Annotated in this window: 22 protein-coding genes; 11 read left to right on the top strand and 11 right to left on the bottom strand. The window is 71.7% G+C overall.

The features are described 5' to 3' along the window. The first annotated feature begins 63 nt into the window (after positions 1-63). Both DJ010_RS06130 and DJ010_RS06125 read left to right on the top strand, forming a co-directional pair. On the top strand, positions 64-639 hold the full coding sequence (locus DJ010_RS06130; RefSeq protein WP_109692753.1) for a dihydrofolate reductase family protein: 576 nt from the start codon (positions 64-66) through the stop codon (positions 637-639). A 10-nt stretch (positions 640-649) separates the two neighbouring features. Continuing rightward, positions 650-1,495, top strand: a complete 846-nt coding sequence (locus DJ010_RS06125) for a hypothetical protein (protein ID WP_146207267.1) — start codon at positions 650-652, stop codon at positions 1,493-1,495. Positions 1,496-1,538: 43 nt separating this feature from the next. On the opposite strand, the gene DJ010_RS06120 is transcribed toward DJ010_RS06125, so the two are convergent. The 3 genes from DJ010_RS06120 to DJ010_RS06110 form a co-directional block, all read right to left on the bottom strand. Then, the gene (locus tag DJ010_RS06120; RefSeq protein WP_109692751.1) at positions 1,539-2,063 is read right to left on the bottom strand and encodes a hypothetical protein; all 525 of its coding nucleotides are present in this window, start codon (positions 2,061-2,063) and stop codon (positions 1,539-1,541) included. A 106-nt stretch (positions 2,064-2,169) separates the two neighbouring features. Then, entirely contained in the window at positions 2,170-3,273 is a 1,104-nt protein-coding gene (locus tag DJ010_RS06115; RefSeq protein WP_109692750.1) for a class I SAM-dependent RNA methyltransferase, read from the bottom strand. Next, positions 3,270-5,321: an APC family permease gene (locus DJ010_RS06110; protein ID WP_245927274.1), complete on the bottom strand. Its 2,052-nt coding sequence runs from the start codon at positions 5,319-5,321 to the stop codon at positions 3,270-3,272. Before DJ010_RS06110 ends, DJ010_RS06115 begins: the two co-directional genes overlap by 4 nt. Before the next feature lie 106 nt (positions 5,322-5,427). On the opposite strand from DJ010_RS06110, the gene DJ010_RS06105 reads away from it, so the two are divergent. Both DJ010_RS06105 and DJ010_RS06100 read left to right on the top strand, forming a co-directional pair. Continuing rightward, positions 5,428-6,093: a potassium channel family protein gene (locus DJ010_RS06105; RefSeq protein WP_109693124.1), complete on the top strand. Its 666-nt coding sequence runs from the start codon at positions 5,428-5,430 to the stop codon at positions 6,091-6,093. Positions 6,094-6,105: 12 nt separating this feature from the next. Further along, entirely contained in the window at positions 6,106-6,780 is a 675-nt protein-coding gene (locus DJ010_RS06100) for a potassium channel family protein (protein ID WP_109692749.1), read from the top strand. 10 nt (positions 6,781-6,790) lie between these two features. Here DJ010_RS06100 and DJ010_RS06095 read toward each other — a convergent pair whose 3' ends face one another. Genes DJ010_RS06095 through dut form a run of 4 tightly spaced genes read right to left on the bottom strand, consistent with a single transcriptional unit; the run spans position 6,791 to position 9,176 of the window. After that, positions 6,791-7,576, bottom strand: a complete 786-nt coding sequence (locus DJ010_RS06095) for a DUF3159 domain-containing protein (protein WP_245927272.1) — start codon at positions 7,574-7,576, stop codon at positions 6,791-6,793. Further along, positions 7,573-7,932 (bottom strand): OB-fold nucleic acid binding domain-containing protein, encoded by a 360-nt coding sequence (locus tag DJ010_RS06090; protein ID WP_109692748.1) that lies wholly within the window; start codon positions 7,930-7,932, stop codon positions 7,573-7,575. The genes DJ010_RS06095 and DJ010_RS06090 overlap by 4 nt, the downstream gene beginning before the upstream one ends. An 18-nt stretch (positions 7,933-7,950) precedes the next feature. After that, positions 7,951-8,676, bottom strand: a complete 726-nt coding sequence (locus DJ010_RS06085; RefSeq protein WP_109692747.1) for a DUF3710 domain-containing protein — start codon at positions 8,674-8,676, stop codon at positions 7,951-7,953. Next, positions 8,673-9,176: a dUTP diphosphatase gene (gene dut / locus DJ010_RS06080; RefSeq protein ID WP_109692746.1), complete on the bottom strand. Its 504-nt coding sequence runs from the start codon at positions 9,174-9,176 to the stop codon at positions 8,673-8,675. Before dut ends, DJ010_RS06085 begins: the two co-directional genes overlap by 4 nt. Positions 9,177-9,227: 51 nt before the next feature. On the opposite strand from dut, the gene DJ010_RS06075 reads away from it, so the two are divergent. Then, a complete protein-coding gene (locus DJ010_RS06075; protein ID WP_109692745.1) occupies positions 9,228-9,689 on the top strand; it encodes a DUF3093 domain-containing protein in 462 nt (153 codons plus the stop codon). A 20-nt stretch (positions 9,690-9,709) separates the two neighbouring features. Beyond that, complete coding sequence (locus DJ010_RS06070; protein ID WP_109692744.1) at positions 9,710-10,000, top strand: DUF4235 domain-containing protein; 291 nt, start codon at positions 9,710-9,712, stop codon at positions 9,998-10,000. A 274-nt stretch (positions 10,001-10,274) separates the two neighbouring features. Here DJ010_RS06070 and DJ010_RS06065 read toward each other — a convergent pair whose 3' ends face one another. The 3 genes from DJ010_RS06065 to DJ010_RS06055 all read right to left on the bottom strand — a co-directional run bounded on the left by DJ010_RS06065 (position 10,275) and on the right by DJ010_RS06055 (position 12,539). Then, positions 10,275-10,565, bottom strand: coding sequence for a DUF4193 domain-containing protein (locus DJ010_RS06065; RefSeq protein ID WP_109692743.1), 291 nt, complete (start codon positions 10,563-10,565; stop codon positions 10,275-10,277). 148 nt (positions 10,566-10,713) lie between these two features. Then, positions 10,714-11,526, bottom strand: a complete 813-nt coding sequence (locus tag DJ010_RS06060) for an inositol monophosphatase family protein (RefSeq protein WP_109693122.1) — start codon at positions 11,524-11,526, stop codon at positions 10,714-10,716. Then, entirely contained in the window at positions 11,523-12,539 is a 1,017-nt protein-coding gene (locus DJ010_RS06055) for a ferrochelatase (protein ID WP_109692742.1), read from the bottom strand. The genes DJ010_RS06060 and DJ010_RS06055 overlap by 4 nt, the downstream gene beginning before the upstream one ends. A gap of 32 nt (positions 12,540-12,571) precedes the next feature. Between DJ010_RS06055 and DJ010_RS06050 the strand changes: the two genes are divergently transcribed. From DJ010_RS06050 to DJ010_RS06040, 3 genes are all read left to right on the top strand, one after another. Continuing rightward, positions 12,572-13,816, top strand: a complete 1,245-nt coding sequence (locus DJ010_RS06050; protein ID WP_109692741.1) for an MFS transporter — start codon at positions 12,572-12,574, stop codon at positions 13,814-13,816. Next, entirely contained in the window at positions 13,770-15,104 is a 1,335-nt protein-coding gene (locus tag DJ010_RS06045) for a D-arabinono-1,4-lactone oxidase (protein ID WP_109692740.1), read from the top strand. The genes DJ010_RS06050 and DJ010_RS06045 overlap by 47 nt, the downstream gene beginning before the upstream one ends. Positions 15,105-15,744: 640 nt before the next feature. Further along, positions 15,745-16,131, top strand: a complete 387-nt coding sequence (locus tag DJ010_RS06040; RefSeq protein WP_109692739.1) for a YchJ family protein — start codon at positions 15,745-15,747, stop codon at positions 16,129-16,131. A 7-nt stretch (positions 16,132-16,138) separates the two neighbouring features. Here DJ010_RS06040 and DJ010_RS21760 read toward each other — a convergent pair whose 3' ends face one another. Beyond that, positions 16,139-16,696 (bottom strand): hypothetical protein, encoded by a 558-nt coding sequence (locus DJ010_RS21760; RefSeq protein WP_146207266.1) that lies wholly within the window; start codon positions 16,694-16,696, stop codon positions 16,139-16,141. Positions 16,697-16,912: 216 nt separating this feature from the next. On the opposite strand from DJ010_RS21760, the gene sepH reads away from it, so the two are divergent. Further along, positions 16,913-17,833 carry a septation protein SepH gene (gene sepH, locus DJ010_RS06030; RefSeq protein WP_109692738.1) on the top strand — a complete coding sequence of 307 codons (921 nt, stop codon included), beginning with the start codon at positions 16,913-16,915 and terminating at the stop codon, positions 17,831-17,833. A gap of 144 nt (positions 17,834-17,977) precedes the next feature. Beyond that, the gene (locus DJ010_RS06025) at positions 17,978-20,056 is read left to right on the top strand and encodes an SDR family oxidoreductase (RefSeq protein ID WP_109692737.1); all 2,079 of its coding nucleotides are present in this window, start codon (positions 17,978-17,980) and stop codon (positions 20,054-20,056) included. Positions 20,057-20,102: the final 46 nt, after the last annotated feature.

Below are 20,102 nucleotides of genomic sequence, written 5' to 3'. Positions count from 1 at the left end.
ACCTGTCGTATCGAACGACCCTCGTTCGTGGTGAGGTAAAGACACCCCGACCAAGGAGAACCCATGCGCACGCTCTACGTCACCGAGTTCATCACCCTCGACGGCGTCATCGACTCGCCCGGAGGCGACGAAGGACACCCGCACGCCGGCTGGTCGTTCAAGGACGTGGACTACGTGCCGGAGGCCTACGCACTGAAGGCGCAGGAGCAGGACGAGGCCGGGGCGCTGATGCTCGGCCGTGCCAGCTACGAGCTGTTCGCCCCCGTCTGGCCGTCGATGACCGAGGAGTTCCCGCGGTACAACGCCCTCCCCAAGTACGTCGTGTCCACCACCCTCCAGGACGACCAGCTGGTCGACGACTGGGGTGACATCACGATCCTGCGCTCGACGGACGACGTCGCCGCGGTCAAGGCGACCGACGGCGGGCCGATCTCGGTGCACGCCAGCTCGGGCCTCGCCAAGTCGCTCGCGGCCGCCGGCCTCGTCGACCGCTACCACCTGCTGGTGTTCCCCCTCGTCCTCGGCACGGGCAAGCGGCTGTGGGACGACACCTCGACCGACAAGCACCGTCTCCGCCTCGTCGAGAGCGAGACCTACGCCAACGGCATCCAGAAGCAGATCTTCGACGTGGTGAGGTGACCCGACGCCGGTGCCTCCACCTTCCAGCCGGGAACGGGCCGCGGCCGCGGCGACCGCGGTCGTCGTGGTCGCGCTCGTCGTCGTCGTGGCCCTCCGGGGCGAGGGCGGCGACGACCCGGCCCGGGACCCCTTCGTGTCGCCGGTGGCGCGGGCGGCGCCCGACTGCGGCGGCGGCGACCTGGTGGCCGACGACGAGGAGCCCGCGGTCGCCGGGGAGACCACCTACCTGACGGCGACCCTCCGCCTGGCGCCGGGGGTCGAGCCGTGCACCGTGCGAAGGTTCCCCGGCGTCGTCGTGCTGGACCAGGGCGTGCCCGCCGACGTCGCGACGGTGCTCGACGAGCGGCTCGGCGAGCCGCAGGAACTCGTGGTGCTCCCCGACCAGCCGGTGCTGGTCACCCTCGGTTGGTCGGTCGGCCGTTACTGCGAGGGGGTCGACAACGACGGGATCATCCTCAGGGTCGCGGCCGACCTCGAGCTCGAGGTCCCCGGCTTCGGCCCGACGTCGTGCCCGGCCGGTGGGGCGGCCACGCCACCGGTGCGGGTTGGGCCCTACACCTACGTCGACCCCCGGTCGACCAACGGCACCGTGGTCGGGGTGGTGGTGCTCGTCGGCGGCCCGGGGCTGGGCACGGGCGAGTTCGTGACCCGCGGCCGGCTCGAGCTCGACGGCCCGGACGACTACGGCGCCGCGGTCGGACCCGACGGCGACTTCGAGCTCGAGGTCCCCGCAGGGGTCTACCAGGTGCGGGTGTCGACGCCGCAGTGGCACGCCGGCCGGCCGTACGACGGCGGCACCCTCTCCGTCGCCGCCGGCGAGCTCAACCAGCTGAACGTGATCCTGCCCGCGCACTGATCTCGTCGGCGCGCGGGCAGGCACGAGGAGTCGCGACCGACCCCTACTCGAAGACCGCGATGTCGAACCGGGCGTCCGCGTTGTTGCCCGCAGCGTCGAAGCACTCGACGCTGGCGGACGGTGCACCCCAACCGTTGCTGTTGCAGAAGATCGATCCTGCTGAGTACGCCGTCACCTGGACGTGGCCCGGTCCCCAGTTGTTGCCCTCGAACGTCACGGTGTAGTTGCCAGGGCTGTTGCGGGTCACGGTCACCGGCTGACCAGAAGCGTTGAAGACGTAACCATTGGTCAAGGTCACCGGCGTGTTCAGCGCCGTGGCGCCGTCATCGATCCATGCGTAACCGCGGGCGACGCCGATCTTTCCGCCGGTGAGGTCACGGGCCCCGAGCGTGCCGTCCTTGATGTCCTTGCTCTTCACCGAGTTGTTGACGATCTTCGCCGAGTTGACCGAGTTGTTGGGGATCATCGCTGCGGCTGCTGCCGCGCCCCCACCGCCGACGGCGATCACCAGCGCGAGCGTGCTGGCGACGTTGGCGTAGGTCATCTTGTCCTTGAGCTTGCCGAGCATGGGCTCTCTCCCTTTTCGTCGAGGACTGAGGGATCCAGCAAAGGTCACCCGGCCGCTCGGCACCATGAGGCAAATGGACTAGCCCCGGTGGGCTACGTCGATCGGGCTAACGCGGCGACAGCAGCGCGACGCACTCGACGTGGTGGGTCATCGGGAACAGGTCGAAGGCCCGCAGGCCCTGCAGCACGTAGCCGTGCTCGGCGAAGATCGCGACGTCGCGAGCGAGGGCGGCCGGGTCGCAGGCGACGTAGGCGACGGCGCGCGGCCGCCGGTCGACCACCTGCTCGACGACCGCCCGCTTCGCCCCGACGCGCGGTGGGTCGAGCACCACGAGGTCGAACGGCGCGTCGTACTCGGTCGCCAGCACGGTGCCGACGTCGCCGGCGGTGGCGTGAAGGCCAGGACAGTTGCGCTTCGCCAGGCGTACGGCGGGGGCGTCGCCCTCCACGGCGCAGACCCGGCCGTCCGGACCGACTGCGTCCAGCAGGAACCGGCTGAACAGCCCGACGCCGGCGTAGAGGTCGAGGGCCGACTCACCGGGCCGGGGGTCCAGCGCCTCGAGCACGGCAGCGACCAGCGCCTCGGGCGCGCCGGGGTGGACCTGCCAGAAACCTCCGGCCGCCACCTCGAACCAGCTCCCCCGCACCTCGTACGACGGACCCTCCGGCGACTCGATCAGGCAGCGCTCGACCGGGATCACTTCGTGGGAGCGGTGCTTCCGCATGCCGCGGGCACCACCGCCCAGCGGCACGTAGCGCTGGCGGGTCCGCCAGCCCAGTCCATCGGTGTCGCCGGGCACGGCCTCCACCTCGACGTCGACCTCGAGACGCGCCAGCCGGCGCAGCTGCTCCCGGACGACCTCCGCCTTCAGCGCCCGTTGCCCGGCCAGCGACACGTGCTGGAAGTCGCAGCCGCCGCACAGCCCGGGACCCGCGTAGGGGCAGGGCGGGACGACGCGGTCGGCGGCGGGGGTGAGCACCTCGACGGCGTCGCCGCGCCAGAACCGGTCGCCCTCGGTGCCCTCGGTGAGCTCGACGACGACCCGCTCGCCAGGGAGGGCGTGCCGGACGAAGACGACCCGCTGCTCCTCACCGACCCTCGCGACGCAGTGGCCGCCGTGGGCCACCGGACCGACGACGGTCTCATAACGCTCCCCGACGACCGATCGGCCGCGCTGCTGGCGGGCCCGGGGCCGGCGCGATCGACTCACTGGACCTGCCGGTCGCGATCCCCGCCACCCTCGCGCACCCGGCCCTGGCGCAGGTCACCGCGGTAGCCGCGAGCCTCCTCGCGGGCCTCGCGCTCGCGGGCGATCTCCGACGAGCGCAGCTGGTAGGGGACGGAGGTGACCATGACCCCGGGCGTGAACAGCAGCCGGCCCTTCAGCCGCAGAGCGGTCTGGTTGTGGAGCAGCTGCTCCCACCACCTGCCGACGACGTACTCCGGGATGTAGACGGCGACGACCGCCCGCGGGTTCGCGCCGCGGATCGCGGAGGCGTACTCCACGATCGGCTTGACCACCTCGCGGTACGGCGAGTGCAGGATCTTCAACGGCACGCCGAGGTTGCGGTCGTCCCACTCCTCCATCAGCCGCGCGGTCTCGGCGTTGTCGACGGAGACGTAGACACCCTCGAGCGAGTTCGGCCGGGTCGCCTTGGCGAAGGCGAGCGCACGCAGCGTCGGCTTGTGGAGCTTGGAGACCAGCACGATGGCATGCACCCGGGTGGGCAGCGCCTTGTCCGACTCGTCGGCCGCGATCTCGATGGCGACGTGGTCGTAGTGGCGCTTGATGGCGGCCATCAGCGCGATGAAGGCCCCCATCGCGAGCACCGTCAACCAGGCGCCGGCGAGGAACTTGGTGATCAGCACGACGAGCAGGACGGCAGCGGTCATCGCGAAGCCGGTGCCGTTGATCATCCGGGCGCGTTGCATGCGCCGGCGCTCCGCCGCGTCGCGCTCGGACGCGAGATGACGAGTCCAGTGCCGAACCATCCCGAGCTGGCTGAGGGTGAACGAGACGAACACACCCACGATGTAGAGCTGGATGAGCCGCGTGACCTCGGCCTCGAACGCGATGATCAGCGCCGTCGCCATGGCGGCCAGGATGATGATGCCGTTGCTGTAGGTGAGACGGTCTCCCCTGGCAGCCAGCTGGCGGGGCAGGAAGCCGTCCTTGGCCAGGATCGAGCCGAGCACCGGGAAGCCGTTGAACGCAGTGTTCGAGGCGAGCACCAGGATCACGCCGGTCGCGATCACCACGAAGTAGAAGCCAGGCGGGAAGCCGTCGAAGACGCCGTGAGCGATCTGCGCGATCAAGGTGTCCTGGTGGTAGTCATCGCCGACCGAGGTGCCGTCGGAGCGCACGAGTCGGTCCAGGTCGTGCGGGTCGACGTACTTGACGTTCATCGCGTTCGCCAGCGAGACGACGCCGAGCATCAAGGTCACGGCGACCATGCCCAGCAGGAAGAGCGTGGTCGCCGCGTTGCGGGCCTTCGGCCGCTTGAACGCCGGCACCCCGTTGGAGATCGCCTCCACCCCGGTGAGGGCGGCGCATCCGGAGGAGAACGCTCGGGCCACGAGGAACACCAGCGCCAGCGTGGTCAGCGTCCCTTCGTATCCCTCAGCCGGGAGGATGTCGAGCGCGGCGCTCTCCGCATCGGGCAGGTCCCCCACGAGCGCTCGGTAGCCGCCCCAGAGACACGTCCCGATCAACGCGACCATGAAGGCATAGGCGGGGATCGCGAAGGAGGTCCCGGACTCCCGGACCCCCCGCAGGTTCATCAGGGTCAGGAACACGACGAGCGCCACCGCGACGACCACGCGGTGGTCGGCGAAGAAGTCGGCGGCCGACGCGACGTACTGCGCGGCAGAGGAGAGCGACACCGCCACCACGAGCACGTAGTCGACGATGAGAGCACTGCCGACCGCGACACCGGCACGCGGGCCGAGGTTCGCCGTGGCGATCTCGTAGTCGCCCCCGCCCGACGGATAGGCGTGGACGTTTTGCCGGTAGGACGCGACGACGACCGCCATCACCGCTGCGACCGCGAGGGCTACCCAGAGGCTGAGCGAGTAGAACGCGACCCCCGCCAGCGCCAGGATGATGAAGATCTCGTCAGGGGCGTACGCGACCGAGGACAGCGCGTCACTCGCGAAGACCGGAAAGGCGACACGCTTGGGGAGAAGGGTCTCCCCCAGCTGAGCGCTCCTGAGCTTCCGCCCGAGCAGGATCCGCTTCGAGACGTCGCCGACACCCACGTGCGACAACGTTAGGGCATGGCGGGCGATCCGGAGGACTTCGGCCGCGACCGCCGAGCCACCGCCGCTGCGCACCGTCCGCCCGCCCCTGCTATAGCGTTCAACCGTGCACGTCGTGATCATGGGCTGCGGCCGCGTCGGATCGACGCTCGCCCGCAGCCTGGAGGACCGCAACCACACCGTGGCCGTCATCGACAGCGAGCCGGACGCGTTCCGGCGGCTCGGTCCCGGCTTCAACGGCGACAAGGTCGCGGGCATCGGCTTCGACCAGCAGGTGCTGGAGAAGGCCGGCATCCGCCGTGCCGACGCGTTCGCCGCGGTCTCCAGCGGTGACAACTCCAACATCATCGCTGCGCGCGTGGCCCGCGAGACGTTCGGCATCCAGCAGGTCGTCGCCCGGATCTACGACCCCGGCCGCGCCGAGGTCTACCAGCGCCTCGGCATCACGACCGTCGCGACGGTGAAGTGGACGGCCGACCAGGTGCTCCGTCGGCTGCTGCCCGCCGGTGCCGAGCCGGACTTCCGCGACCCGTCCGGCACCATCCGCATGGACCACATGGTCGTGCCCGAGGCGTGGGTCGGCTCGTCGGTCGGCACCTTCCAGGAGCAGGCCCGGGCCCGCGTCGCGTGGATCGACCGGCTCGGCGAGGGCATGCTGCCCACCCGTGACAGCGTGCTCCAGGAGGGCGACCTGCTGCACGTCGTCGTGCGGGAGGAGAACGCGGGCGACGCCTACGACGCGCTCGCGGCCGGACCGGGTCACGGGGACTGAGGAGGAGCGGACATGCGAGTCGCCATCGCCGGCGCCGGCGCCGTGGGCAGGTCCATCGCCCGAGAGCTGATCGAGAACGGTCACGAGGTCCTGCTCATCGACAAGTCGCCCTCGTCGATCCGCCCGGAGCGGGTGCCCGACGCCGAGTGGCTCCTCGCCGACAGCTGCGAGCTGTCGTCGCTCGAGGAGGCCCGCCTGGACAAGTGCGACGTCGTGATCGCCGCGACCGGCGACGACAAGGCCAACCTGGTCACCTCGCTGCTCGCCAAGACCGAGTTCGGCGTCCCGCGCACCGTCGGTCGCGTCAACCACCCCAACAACGAGTGGCTCTTCACCGAGGCGTGGGGGGTCGACGTGAACGTGTCGACGCCGCGCATCATGTCCGCCCTCGTCGAGGAGGCGGTGACGGTCGGTGACCTGGTGCGGCTGTTCACGTTCCGCCAGGGCAACGCCAACCTGGTCGAGATGACGCTCCCCGCGGACTCGCCGTACGTCGGCAAGGTCTCGGGGCTGATCCCGCTCCCGGAGAACTGCGCCCTCGTCACGATCCTGCGGGACGGGCAGGTCTACGTGCCGACGCCGGAGCAGCCGGTCGAGGCCGGTGACGAGCTGTTGTTCGTCGTGCCCGCCGAGGCCGAGGACGAGCTCGAGACGCTGCTGGCGCCGAGCGCCCACCCCGGCAACTGAGGCCCGCTCGCTACGAGCTCTCGGCGGCCTTCCCCTCCGGCGCCTCCAACGGTGTCGCGTTGCGGGCCAGGAGCCAGATCATCAGCGCCCACGAGCCGATCCGCAGCGCCCACCCGAGGCCGGTGCGCAGCACCGCGATGATCACGACGGCCACGTCGGTGTCGATCCTGTCGTAGTGGCCGAGCAGCCAGACCGGGCCCTGGAGCAGCACCCCGATCGCGCCGGGCAGCAGCATGACCCAGGTGAGCCTGCTGCACAGCCGCACCACCTGCTTGTTCTCGTGCCACCCGGTCGCGTCCTCGGTGGCGACGCCCAGCATGAACCCGAGCACCGGCCAGCCGATCAGGCACGAGGCGCCCATCACGACGGTGTAGCCGAGGCTGATGAGGATCCCGGGCAGGAAGAAGGCCAGGGCCTGGTCGGACTCCGACCCACCCGAGGACTCGGCCCAGCGCACGAACACCCAGCCGAGGCCGATGCCGAAGATCGCGTTGAAGACGTACTGCGTCGAGCTGCGCTGCACGATCCGCAGCAGCAGCGCGGCTCCTGCGACGGCCAGGCTCGCGACCAGGGCCGCCTCCAGCTCCTTCGTCGGCAGCCAGATCGCGGTGAAGATGATCCCCGGAATCGCCGCCTCGAGCATGCCGCGCTTCCCGCCGAGCGACGCCGCGAGCTGGTGGCGCACCAGCGCCTCGACGGTCGCGACGCCGATCTTCTTCGCGGCCTCGGTCGTGAGCGAGTGGTCCTCGTCGGCCGGGTCCTCGGCCGCCACGACCTCCTCGTCCCGGTCGCTCACAGGAGCTCGTAACGCGGGTTGTAGAGGATGCGCTGCCCGTCGTGCTCACCGACGCGGCCGGAGACCTCGATGGACCGCCCGGGGCCGATGCCGGCGATCCGCCGGCGGCCGAGCCAGATCAGGGTGAGAGTGCCCGTGCCGTCGTACAGCTCCGCCTCCAGGGCGGGCACCCCGCCGCGCGGGCGCAGGGTCACCGTGCGCAGGGAGCCGCGCAGCTGCACGGGGGTCCGGGCGGGCGCGTCCGCGATGGTGACGACACCGCTGCCGGCGAAGGTCTTCCGCAGGTCGCGGGCCTCGGCCTCGTCGGGGCTGGCCCACCTGCTGATCGTGCGCCGCAGCCGGCTCTTGGTCGCCACGTCGTCCCCTAGGTGGCTCTAGCCGTCGGCCTGCACGCCGGACCGGTCGTCGCCGGCCGCAGCGGCCTGCCCGGCCTGCTCGGCCTGCACCCGCTGGATCTCGGCAGGGAGGGTCAGCGGCAGCTGCTCCCCCACCGGCATCGCCTGGGCGCCGCGGCGGACGGCGACCCGGGTCACCGTGCTGCACCACTCGTCGAGGGCCTCGGCGTCGACGGCCGGTCTGCCGAGGAACGTGGCGCGCAGCAGCCAACGCGGACCGTTGAACCCGATGACCCGCGACGGCTGGGTGGCGACCTTGCCCTCGGCGTTCTTCACCTGCATCTCGCAGAACAGCTCGGTGCCGAACGGCCCGTCGTTCTCGGTCGCGGTGCCGCCGCGGCGGGCGGCGTCGGCGGCGATCTGCGGCCGCACCTCGCCCCAGAGGTCGCCGTTGCGCGGCGCGGCGTAGGCTCGGAGCTCGACCGCGCCGTCCTTGCCCGCCAGCACGACCGACCGGACCGTGCCGGTCTTCTCGTCCACCTGGACCCGCAGGTCGCGTCCCTCGGCAGGAGCGACGAGCAGCGCACCGAGGTCGATCCGCGGGACCCCGTCGTCGGGGAGGTCGTCGGCGTCGAACGGGCCGCCCTCGCCACCGGCGGGCTCCGCAGCCGGGTCACCGTCGGCGACGGTCTCCGCCTCGTTCTCCGCGCCGGTCTCGCTGGTCTCCGGGGCGTCGTCGACGTCGGACTTCCGACGGAACCTCACTGGCTGGTCTCCTTCGTCTGCTCGTTCGTGGGGCCGAAGCCTCCAGTAGAACCGTAGCCGCCACTGCCACGCACGCTCTCCGGAAGGTCGGCGACCGGCACGAACCGGGCCCGTTCGAACCGCTGGACGACCAGCTGGGCGATCCGGTCGCCGCGCCTCAGCACGATGGGCTCGACCGGGTCGTGGTTGATGAGCAGCACCTTGATCTCGCCCCGGTAGCCGGCGTCGATCGTGCCCGGCGTGTTGACGATCGACAACCCGTGGCGGGCCGCCAACCCGCTGCGGGGGTGGACCAGCGCGACGTAGCCGTCGGGCAGCGCGATCGCGACGCCGGTCGGCACCAGCACCCGCTCCCCGGGGGCCAGCTCGACGTCGACGGTCGTCACCAGGTCGGCACCGGCGTCGCCGGGATGGGCGTACGACGGCAGCGGCAGGTCCGCGTCCAGCAGGGTGACCGGGACCTCGAGGTCGGCAGCGGTGGCGGCGTCGTCGGCAAGCACGGACCGACCCTATAGAGCGGCGGCGCAGCGGTGGATGGGATCCTTCTCCCCGTGACCAGCGGCCCGGACTACGACGAGCGCCTCGCCGTGCCCCTGCGCTGGTGGGCCCAGGGGACGATGCTGGTCGCCGCGCTGTGGCTGACCGTCGTGGTCGCCGTCCCCGGCCCGACGGCCTGGGTGGTGACGGCGGTGGCGTTGGGCCTGCTCGCGCTCGCGCTGTTCTGGTACGGCGACGCCCGGGTGGTCGTCCGCGACGGCTGGTTCCAGGCCGGCCGGGCCCGCATCGAGGCGGAGCACGTCGGCACGGTCGCCGCGCTGGACGCCGAGCAGACCCGACTGGTCTCCGGCCGCGACGCCGACGCCCGCGCCTATCTGCTGCTCCGGCCCTACCTGCACCGCGCCGTCAGGGTCGAGGTCGTCGACCCGGCCGACCCCACGCCGTACTGGCTCGTCAGCTCGCGTCACCCGGAGGCGCTGGCGGACGCCCTCACCGCGCTGCCGCGCGGCCGGTAGCGACTCGGTAGGGTCGCCCCATGGCAAGCGACAGCTCCAAGCTCTGGTCGGTCTTCTCGCTGGTGGCCGCCCTCGGTGGCGCCGCCGCCGCGCGCAAGGCGATCGACAAGTCCTGGCAGGTGAGCACCGGCAAGAAGCCGCCGGAGAACCCCGCCGACCCGGACGTCGAGATCTGGGAGGCCGTCGCCTGGGCGGCCACGACGGGCGCGGCTGTCGCCCTCGCCAAGATGTACGCCCAGCGTCGTGCCGCGACCTACTACTACAAGTCGACCGGCACCCTGCCGCCCCCGCTCCGCAAGGACGGCCAGTAGCCCGACCCCCGGTCGTCGAGTAGCCCGACCCCCGGTCGTCGAGTAGCCCGGCCCCCGGTCGTCGAGTAGCCCGGCCCCCGGTCGTCGAGTAGCCCGAGCCGCTAGGCGAGGGCGTATCGAGACGCCCCGCCGTACCTTCGACCGTTCCCCAGGACGGCGGTCACCTCGCCGGATCTCGTTACGTGCGTCGCCGCTTCGCTAGCTCAGCGGCGGCACTACTCGATCTGGCGCCTGTTCGAAGTCCGTCCTCGTTCCTCGGACGGCCTTCGGGCGCTCAGGCGCAGTCGCGGCAGATCATCTTCTTCGAGTCCGCCAGCTGTGAGCGGTGGTGGACCAGGAAGCAGCTCATGCAGGTGAACTCGTCCTCCTGCTTGGGCTTCACCTCGACGGCCAGCTCCTCGTGGGACAGGTCGGCGCCCGGCAGCTCGAACGACTCTGCGGCCTCGGCCTCGTCCTCGTCGACCTTGCCGGAGTTCTTGTCGTGGCGGCGCGCCTTGAGCTCTTCGATGCTCTCCTCGGACTGCTCGTCCTCGTTCTTGCGCGGTGCGTCGTAATCGGTCGCCATGACGCTGCCCTCCTCCTCGGTCGCCGCCGATCCTGTTCCCCGCCCCCGAGCGGCGACGTAGTGATCGGCGCGGCAGATTGTGCACTATCCGGACGCCCAGCGATACCTCGGGTCCGGGCGAGTCGTCGGAACAGCGCGAGAGCGCAGGCTATTCCCTGGTGAACCCGCACCCGCGCACGAGGTCGAGAAGCTCCTCGAACCCGTGATCCGGGCCACACGCGACGAGCTCGGTGCCGCCCGCTCCGGGCAGGACGACGAGCGACGCGCCGGCCATCCGCGCGATGAGCCCGCCGGCGGCGTAGTCCCACAGGTTCACGCCCTCCTCGACGTAGCCGTCGAGGGCTCCCTCGGCCACGTGGCACAGCTCCAGGGCACACGACCCGTGCCGCCGGACGTCCCGCACCTGCGGGAGCATCCGGGCCACGGCGGCAGCCTGGACGGCGCGCTTCTCGGCGCTGTAGGAGAACCCGGTGGCGATCAGTCGCTGCGGGACCGGCGCCGGTCCGCGGACGGCGATCGGGACACCGTCCCGGGTCGCCACGCCCCCGCCGGGCTGGTCGGGATCGAGGTGGGCCCGGTAGGCGCGGTCCTTCGCGGCGTCGAGCACGACGCCCGCCACGACCTCGCCGTCGACCTCGGCCGCGATCGAGACCGAGAACTCCAGCAGGCCGTAGAGGAAGTTGACCGTCCCGTCGATCGGGTCGACGATCCAGCGCACCCCGCTGGTGCCTGCGACGTCGTCGCGCTCCTCGCCGACGACCGCGTCGTCCGGGCGGGCGGCGAGGAGCCGGGAACGGATCAGGTCCTCGGCCGCGCGGTCGGCGACCGTCACGACGTCGACGTCGCTGGACTTGGTGGCGGCGACGTCCACGGCGCCGGCGCCGTGCTCGCGGACCAGGACGGCCGCCTCCCGGGCGACCGTCAGCGCCAGGTCCGCGAGCTCCCTCGGAGCAGCGGTCATGCCGACGTCCTCGGCAGGCAGCAGTGGGCGGGGCACTGTTCGATCGGCCGCTCCAGGGCCAGCTCGCGCAGCGCGGCGACGAACCGCGGGTCGACGCCGGCGGTGCCGGCCCGACGCGCCTCGACGCCGAGCTTCGACGCCGTCGCCAGGGCCTCGGTGTCGAGGTCGTAGACGACCTCCATGTGGTCGGAGACGAACCCGACGGGCACCAGCACGACGGCCCGCACCCCTTCGGCCGCGAGCTCCTCCAGCCGGTCGTTGACGTCCGGCTCCAGCCACGGCGTGCGGGGCGACCCGCTCCGGGAGCAGTAGACGAGCTCGTGGGCGTGCTCGGTGCCGGTCGCCTCGGCGACCCCCGCCGCGACGGCGGCCGCCGTCGCGAGGTGCTGCTCGACGTACTCCCCGCCGGTGGGTCCGCTCTCGTCGTTCATCTTCGTGGGGATCGAGTGGGTGACGAAGACCAGCCGGGCCTCGTCACGGACCTCATCCGGCAGGTCGCGGAGAGCCGCGAGGGTGGTGTCGACGTTGGCGGCGACGAACCCCGGGTGGTGCGCGAACCATCGGATCTTGTCGATGCGCGGGGCCTCCGGCACCTCGGCCAGCGCGTCCGCGATGTTCTCCCGGTACTGCCGGCAGCTCGACCACGAGGAGTAGGCGCTGGTCGCGATGCAGGCGACCCGCCGTCGGCCGTCCTCCGTCATCCGGCGGACGGTGTCGGTCAGGTAGGGCTCCCAGTTGCGGTTGCCCCAGTAGACCGGCAGGTCGATGCCCTGCTCGGCAAGGTCCGCCTCCAGGGCGGCGATCAGTGCCCGGTTCTGGTCGTTGATCGGCGACCGACCGCCGAACTGGAAGTAGTGCTGGCCGACCTCGGCCAGCCGCTCGCGAGGAATGCCGCGGCCCCGGGTCACGTTCTCGAGGAACGGTACGACGTCCTCCGGCTTCTCGGGTCCTCCGAACCCCAGCAGCAGGAGTGCGTCGTACGGCTGGCTCGGCTCGGGCCGGGGATTCGTCACGCGACCATCGTAGGGAGGACCATCTGACGGTCATGCTCGCCTCTGCCCTCGCCCCGTACCGCCGGATCTTCACGCCGGCGACTGCGCTGTTCAGCCTCACCGGTCTGGTCGCCCGGCTGCCCATCTCGATGGTCGGCCTCGGCATCGTGCTGCTCGCCGAGCACGAGACCGGCTCCTACGCGTTCGCCGGAGCGGTCTCCGCGACGGCGCTGATCGCGAACGCCGGCTTCGCCGTCGTCCAGGGCCGGCTCCTCGACCGGCTCGGCCAGGCTCGGGTGCTCCCCGCGCTGATCACCCTGTGGGGAGCCGGACTGGCCCTCGCCATGCTGTCGCTGACAGCGGACTGGCCGGTCGTGACGACCTACGTCCTCGCCGCCGTCGCCGGCGCCTCCCTGCCGTCGGTCGGCACCTGCGTGCGGGCGCGCTGGGCCCACTGCCTCAAGGACGACCCGGCGCGGTTGCACACGGCGTTCTCGTTCGAGGCAGTCGCCGACGAGACCGTCTTCCTGCTCGGACCGATCATCGTCACGATGCTCGCCACGGTCGTGCACCCGGTCGCCGGGCTGAGCGCTGCACTCGGCTTCGGCCTGGTCGGCACCTACGTCTTCGCGGGGCTGCGCTCCACCGAGCCGCCGGTCCACCCGGCACCCACCGGCGGCGCCGTCCGTCCGGCGATGCCGTGGTACGCCGTCGGCACCCTGACCGTCGTGACGTTCGCGCTCGGCGTGCTCTTCGGCGCCGCCGAGGTCGCGACCGTCGCGTTCAGCGAGGCCGAGGGCCAGCAGGGCGCTGCGGGCTTCCTGCTCGCGGTCTGGGCGCTCGGCAGCCTGGTCGCCGGCCTGGTCTCGGGCGCGATCACCTGGCGGCAGGGCCCGCTGGTGCGGATGCGGTGGGGTGCGCTGGGCATGGCCGCCGCGATGGCGCCCCTGGTCCTCGTCCCGTCCATCCCGGTCATGGGCGTGGTGCTCCTGGTCGGGGGTCTGGCGATATCGCCGACCCTGATCGCCGCGATGTCCCTGGCGGAGCAGGTGCTCCCACCGGCCCGGCTGACCGAGGGGATGATGCTCCTGCAGACCGGCATCGCCCTCGGGCTCGCCCCCGGTGCAGCCCTCGCCGGCGTGGTCGTCGACGAGGTCGGCTCGTCGGAGGCCTACCTGGTCTCGCTCGGTGGCGGGCTGCTCGCCCTCGCCGCTGCCCTCGCGACCCGCGTCCCCGCTAACGTGCGGTCCCATGACGAGGTCGCAGGCGTCGACGGGGTCGAGCGCAACCTGGCGTAACTGGTCGGGGCTCGAGCACGCCGACGGGCTGCGCTCGGTCACGCCGACGGACGTCGACGACGTCGTCGCGGAGGTACGACGTGCGGCCGAGCGCGGCGAGACCGTCAAGATGGCCGGCACCGGCCACAGCTTCACCGGCATCGCCCGCCCCGAGCACACCGTGCTGAGGCCGGCCGGCCTGGCCGGCATCACCGACGTCGACCGGGACGCGATGACGGTCACCGCGCGGGCCGGCACCCAGCTCAAGGTCTTCAACGCCGCCCTCGAAGAGCTGGGCCTGAGCCTGCACAACATGGGCGACATCGCCGAGCAGACCCTCGCCGGCGCCATCTCGACCGGCACCCACGGCACCGGCGGTCGGGCGGCGGGCCTGGCGGCCCAGCTGGTCGGCCTCGAGCTGGTCACCGGTGACGGGGAGCTGCTGCGGGCGTCCGGGACCGAGAACGCCGACGTCCTCGAGCTGGCCCGGGTCGGGCTGGGCGCCCTCGGCGTGCTCGTGTCGGTGACCTTCGCCGTCGAGCCGCTCTTCCTCCTGCGCGCCGAGGAACGGCCGCTGCGGTGGGACGAGGCGATGGCGACCTTCGACGAGCTCACCGAGCGCCACGACCACGTCGACATGTACTGGTTCCCCCACACCGACCGGATGCTCACCAAGCGCAACACCCGGATGGGCACCGATCTGTCCCGGGCCGAGCCGCTCCCCCGCTGGCGGCACCGCCTCGACGACGACCTCCTGTCCAACACGGTCTTCGGCCTCCAGACCGCCGCGCTCAACCGCGCCCCGCGCGCCATCCCCGCCGCCAACCGGCTCGCCTCACGCCTGCTCGGCCCCCGCACCTACACCGACGTCGCCCACCGGGTCTTCACCTCCGAGCGCCGGGTGGTCTTCCGCGAGATGGAGTACGCCGTCCCCCGCGAGGCCGGCCTCGCGGCGCTGAAGGAGGCCCGCGCGATGCTCGAGGCCTCCGGCCTCACCATCTCCTTCCCCGTCGAGATCCGTGTCGCCCCCGCGGACGACGTTCCCCTGTCCACCGCCTACCAGCGGGACTCCTTCTACCTGGCCTTCCACACCCACCAGCGCGCCGAGCACGAGCGCTACTTCGCGCTGATGGAGGCGGTGATGAAGGACCACGGCGGCCGCCCCCACTGGGGCAAGCTCCATTCCCTGGACGCCGCCGACCTCGCCCGCCTCTACCCCCGCTTCCCCGACTTCCTCGCCCTCCGCGACAAGCTCGACCCCGACCGGGTGTTCGCGAACGACTACCTGAGGCGGGTCCTCGGCGACTGACGTCGCGGGGCTTGGTGGGTTGATGTGTGGGTCAGTGGTCGGTGGGGCGGTGGTGCCGGGAGGTCCTCGGCCTGCGCGGGAGGGCTCGCGCCGGCGGGGCAACCACATCCGTCCCCCAGCAGCGCGGTCGCTTCGCTCCCGCGGTGCTGGGCGCCGCAGCCAGACCCATCCACGCCCCGCCGGCGCGACCCTCCCGCTTGACCTGGACCTCCCGGCCCCACCGCCCGGCGAGCACGACCGACCCCTCGGGGTGGGTGGGTTCCCACCTGTCGTGCTCGCCGGTGACCGGCCACGTGGCACATGACCAACCACATCCACCCCGTCGTGGAGCCGGGTGTGGCGCGGGCGTGGCCTGCCCACCCTGGCCGGTGCGGGGCGTGGGCCCCGGTGGGCGAGTCCGGGCCCCGCCGGCTTCGAAGGCGGTGTCCTGGTCCCGACGTGTGGGACCGGCGTTGCGAGAACGTCGGGCGGCTGGGCCCTGGTTGATCTGGCCGGCGGAAAAGGCCCGGCTTTGAAGCCGACCGGGGCCCACGCCCCGCTCCGGCCCGAACCGGGCAGGCCACGCCCGACACACACCGACCGGCGCAACTCACCAAGCCCCGCGCAGCGAGATACCTCACGAACTGCCAGGATCGTCATCATGTCCCGCATTCACAATTGCCCGTGCGGGACGGGCACGCCGTACGGCGACTGCTGCCGGCCGCTCCGCCGCAGCGAGCGTGCGGCAGCGACCGCCGAGGAGCTGATGCGCAGCCGCTACAGCGCCTTCGCCGAGCTCGACGAGTCCTACCTGCTGCGGTCCTGGCACCCTGCGACGCGACCGGCCTCGGTCGCCTTCGACCCCGACCTACGGTGGGTCGGGCTCGAGATCGTGGCGACCGAGGCCGGTCGGGTCGAGGACAGGGACGGGATCGTCGAGTTCCGGGCTCATCACCGACGGGGCGACGAGCAGGGCGTGCTCCACGAGGTCAGCCGCTTCCGTCGGCAGGACGGCGCCTGGCTCTACGTCCGCGGGCGGATCCGCTAGCGCTGAATCACCCGTTCCAGCGGACGACCTCGTCGCCGCGGAGGCAGGTGCGGGCCCCGTTCATCCGCGGGATGTCCCACTTCCGGAGGACGCTGCAGCGCATGATGTCCTGCCCGCCGAGCGCGTCCGGGGCCTTCCACTTCCCGTCCCGCTTCACGTAGAAGTGGTACGCGCCGCCCGACGCGCACGAGCCGGGCGCGTCGCCCGGGCCGCCGGAGAAGACACCCTGGTTGGCGATGAAGGCCACCCGGTTCCGGTACTCCTTGACCATCACCAGCGGGGCCTGCGCGCAGTCCGGGTCGCTGTCGGCCCACTCCTCCCACATCCGGTCGAGCTCGGAGCGGACCAGCTTGCGGAACGGCTTCGAGGTGTCGTCCAGGCGGTCGAGCTGCCCGGACTTGCGCCAGACCTTCACGCCGTCGCCCTTGTAGACGACGCGGTGCGCGCCGTCGGGGTGCTCGGGGTGGGCCGCGTGTGCGCTTGCGGGGGTGGGGCTCAGGCCGAGGCCGAGCGCTGCCACGAGGGCGAGGAGTGCGCCGGCGCAGGCGCCGGATCGGGTCTTCATCTGGTTGTCCTCCGGGTCGTCGATGCTGTGTCGACGAGTGGACGCGGCGACCGGCCGCAAGGTTGCACAGTTGTGGCGAGTGAGAATTGTCGACAGATCGCCACACGCCGGAGACGCAACCGGATCCGAGCCGTCCCCAGGGTTAGTCTCGGCGCACCGGAGTACATCCACTCAAGGCAGCAGGCGGGCCCGGCGACGGGTCCGGAAGGACGGAGCATGGCGCACCTCGACCTCGCAGGAGTCAGCGCCGACGGCCGCCGTCTGCTCCTGGTGAGTCAGCAGGGCGAGGAGTTCACCCTCGAGATCAACCCTGCCCTGCGCGCTGCGCTCCGCGGCGAGACCACCCGCATCGGCCAGTTGGAGATCCAGATGACGAGCACCCTCCGCCCCCGCGAGATCCAGGCCCGGATCCGAGCCGGCGAGTCTCCCGAGGCGGTCGCCGGCGCGGGGCAGACGACGGTCGAGGCGATCATGCCGTACGTCGGGCCGGTGCTGGCCGAGCGCGAGCACGTCGCGGAGCGTGCCCAGAAGTCGTCAGTCCGGCGCCCGGCCGGCGACCCGGGGGCCGGTTCCCGGGTTCTCGGTGCCGCCGTGAGCGCGCACCTCTCCACCGTCGGAGCCAAGGCCGACGACGTCGAGTGGGACGCGTTCCGCCGCGACGACGGCCGCTGGGAGCTGGCCGGCACCTACGACACCAGCGAGCGGTCGGGGACGGCCCGGTTCACCTACGACGTCCCCGGCAACTACGTCGTCGCGGACGACGACGACGCCCGCTGGCTAGTCGGCGACCTGGTGACCGGGTCCGTCGAGACGCCTCCGGACGACCTGGAGCAGGCACGCCAGCGCCGCCTCGCGGCCGTCTCGTCCGACGACCTTCCGCTCGGCGACGACGCCCTGGACCTGGTCACCGGCGAGGCTGCGGTCCCCGGCGAGGCGGCCTACGACGAGGCTCCCCCGGCCCCGCCGACGTACGACGACCCGCTGCGCGACACCTCCGCCGACGTCGAGCAGGAGCCCGCCGCGGTCAACGCCCCGCCGGTCGACCCGTCCAAGCACCGCCGTCCGGTCGCCAAGAAGCGCGGCCGCGCCTCGGTGCCGAGCTGGGACGAGATCATGTTTGGAGGTTCGAGCGAGTGACGCTGCGCGCCAGCGCAGCGTCACTGCTGCGAGAAGGTCGAGTAGCGCCGCGCGACTGAGTCTGCGAAGTCGCGCCTAGCGCGTATCGAGACCCGGTGAGACAACCGCTGACCGCAACCACAGCATCGGCGTACTCTGCGCAACATGGCTTCCTTCGTGACCGGCGCCACAGGCTTCATCGGTCGTTTCCTCGTCAGTGAGCTGGTCGACCACCGCGAGGGTCCGATCTACGTGCTCGTGCGGCAGTCGTCGCTCCACCGGATGGAGACGATGATCGCGCAGTGGACCCGTGGGTCCGGCTCGTTGCGGGTGGTGCCGGTCGTCGGCGACCTCGGCGAGCCGTCCCTCGGCGTCGACGCCGACTGGATCACCGAGCACGCCGGCGAGATCGACCACTTCTTCCACCTCGCGGCCATCTACGACATGACCGCCGACGTCGCGACCAACGACGCCATGAACGTCCAGGGCACCCGCAACGCGCTGGAGCTGGCCGAGGCGCTGGAGGCCGGCTGCTTCCACCAGGTGTCCTCGGTCGCAGCCGCCGGCGACTACCACGGTCGCTTCGACGAGTCGATGTTCGACGAGGGGCAGCCGCTGCCGTCGCCGTACCACCGCACGAAGTACGAGTCGGAGAAGATCGTCCGTGAGGAGTGCAAGGTCCCGTGGCGGGTCTACCGCCCGGCCATCGTGGTCGGGGACTCGGAGACCGGCGCGATGGACAAGATCGACGGCCCCTACTACTTCTTCCCGCTCATCAAGCGGCTCCGCGACAACCTGCCGGGCTGGCTGCCCCTGGTCGGCGTCGACCTCGGCGACACCAACATGGTGCCGGTCGACTACGTGGCGAAGGCGATGGACCACCTCGCCCACCTGCCCGACCGCAACGGCGAGGCCTTCCACCTGGTCAACCCCGAGCCGCAGTCGACGATCGAGACGATCAACGCGTTCTGTGCCGCCGCCGGCGCCCCGAAGTTCGCGACCCCGATCGACCGCAACGTCACCTCGAGCGCGACCGGCCTGCTCCCCCGCGCGCTGCGTCCGAGCAACATCATCAGCGCCGTCGTCCGCACCGCACCCGCGCAGCTGCTGCTCGACCAGACCCTCGGCCGGATGGGCATCCCGGCCGAGGTCGTCAGCCACGCGTCGTTCACCGCGGTCTTCGACTCCAGGAAGACCGAGAAGGCACTGGCCGGCAGCGGCATCGCCGTGCCCGACCTCGAGTCGTACGCCCGCGCGCTGTGGTCCTACTGGGAGGAGAACCTCGACGACTCGACGAGCCGCGACAAGCGCACCTGCAACGCGCTCCAGGGCAAGCACGTCGTCATCACCGGCGCCTCCTCGGGCATCGGCAAGGTCACCGCGCTCAAGGTGGCGCAGGCCGGCGGCATCCCGGTGCTCGTCGCCCGCGGCAAGGACAAGCTCGAGGAGACCAAGGCGACCATCGAGCTGCGCGGCGGCCAGGCCTACGTGTTCCCGTGCGACCTGTCGGACCTGAAGGCCATCGACGACCTCTGCGCACGGCTCTCGACCGAGCTGCCGTCCGTCGACTTCGTCGTCAACAACGCCGGCCGGTCGATCCGTCGGTCGCTCCGGCTCTCCCACGACCGGTTCCACGACTTCGAGCGCACCATGCAGCTCAACTACTTCGGCGCGATCCGGCTGATCATCGGCCTGATGCCCAAGCTGCACGAGCAGAAGTCCGGGCACATCGTGAACATCTCGTCGATCGGCGTGCAGACCAACCCGCCGCGATTCTCGGCCTACGTCGCCTCCAAGGCCGCCCTCGACTCCTGGAGCAACGTGGTGGCCTCCGAGGTCGTCGGGCACGGCATCTCGTTCACCAACATCCACATGCCGCTGGTGCGGACGCCGATGATCGCGCCGACCAAGATGTACGACAAGTTCCCCACCCTGTCGCCCGCGCAGGCCGCCGACCTGGTGATCAAGGCGATGGTGGAGAAGCCGCACGAGATCAACACCCTCGCCGGCAACGCCGGCGCGGTCGCCCACACCTTCGCGCCCAAGGCGGCCTTCCGCATCCTCAACCTCGCCTACCAGGTCTTCCCCGACAGCGCCGCCGCCAAGGCGAAGGCGGGCCGTCCGGACGCCCCCGCTGCGCCGGAAGCCGCCGCCCCGGCCCCGACCGGCGACCTCGAGGCAGCCGGCGGACGCGAGTCCGAGCAGATGCTGATGGCCCGGCTGTTCCCGGGCGTGCATTGGTGAGACGCGCAGCGGACCGCGCGTCAGCGCGGACCGCGTCGCGCGGCCA

The organism is Nocardioides silvaticus, assembly GCF_003160695.1.
GTDB classification, from domain to species: domain Bacteria; phylum Actinomycetota; class Actinomycetes; order Propionibacteriales; family Nocardioidaceae; genus Nocardioides; species Nocardioides silvaticus.
Note: the sequence above shows the minus strand (reverse complement) of the source record. Positions and strands in the feature narration are given on the sequence as shown.

Excerpts from the sequence above, each read along its gene's own strand:
- DJ010_RS06130 (WP_109692753.1), top strand. The coding sequence starts at position 64 with ATGCGCACGCTCTACGTCACCGAGTTCATCACCCTCGACGGCGTCATC.
- DJ010_RS06120 (WP_109692751.1), bottom strand. The coding sequence starts at position 2,063 with ATGCTCGGCAAGCTCAAGGACAAGATGACCTACGCCAACGTCGCCAGC.
- DJ010_RS06100 (WP_109692749.1), top strand. The coding sequence starts at position 6,106 with ATGCGAGTCGCCATCGCCGGCGCCGGCGCCGTGGGCAGGTCCATCGCC.
- DJ010_RS06070 (WP_109692744.1), top strand. The coding sequence starts at position 9,710 with ATGGCAAGCGACAGCTCCAAGCTCTGGTCGGTCTTCTCGCTGGTGGCC.
- DJ010_RS06065 (WP_109692743.1), bottom strand. The coding sequence starts at position 10,565 with ATGGCGACCGATTACGACGCACCGCGCAAGAACGAGGACGAGCAGTCC.
- DJ010_RS06060 (WP_109693122.1), bottom strand. The coding sequence starts at position 11,526 with ATGACCGCTGCTCCGAGGGAGCTCGCGGACCTGGCGCTGACGGTCGCC.
- DJ010_RS06050 (WP_109692741.1), top strand. The coding sequence starts at position 12,572 with ATGCTCGCCTCTGCCCTCGCCCCGTACCGCCGGATCTTCACGCCGGCG.
- DJ010_RS06045 (WP_109692740.1), top strand. The coding sequence starts at position 13,770 with ATGACGAGGTCGCAGGCGTCGACGGGGTCGAGCGCAACCTGGCGTAAC.
- DJ010_RS06040 (WP_109692739.1), top strand. The coding sequence starts at position 15,745 with ATGTCCCGCATTCACAATTGCCCGTGCGGGACGGGCACGCCGTACGGC.
- DJ010_RS21760 (WP_146207266.1), bottom strand. The coding sequence starts at position 16,696 with ATGAAGACCCGATCCGGCGCCTGCGCCGGCGCACTCCTCGCCCTCGTG.
- sepH (WP_109692738.1), top strand. The coding sequence starts at position 16,913 with ATGGCGCACCTCGACCTCGCAGGAGTCAGCGCCGACGGCCGCCGTCTG.
- DJ010_RS06025 (WP_109692737.1), top strand. The coding sequence starts at position 17,978 with ATGGCTTCCTTCGTGACCGGCGCCACAGGCTTCATCGGTCGTTTCCTC.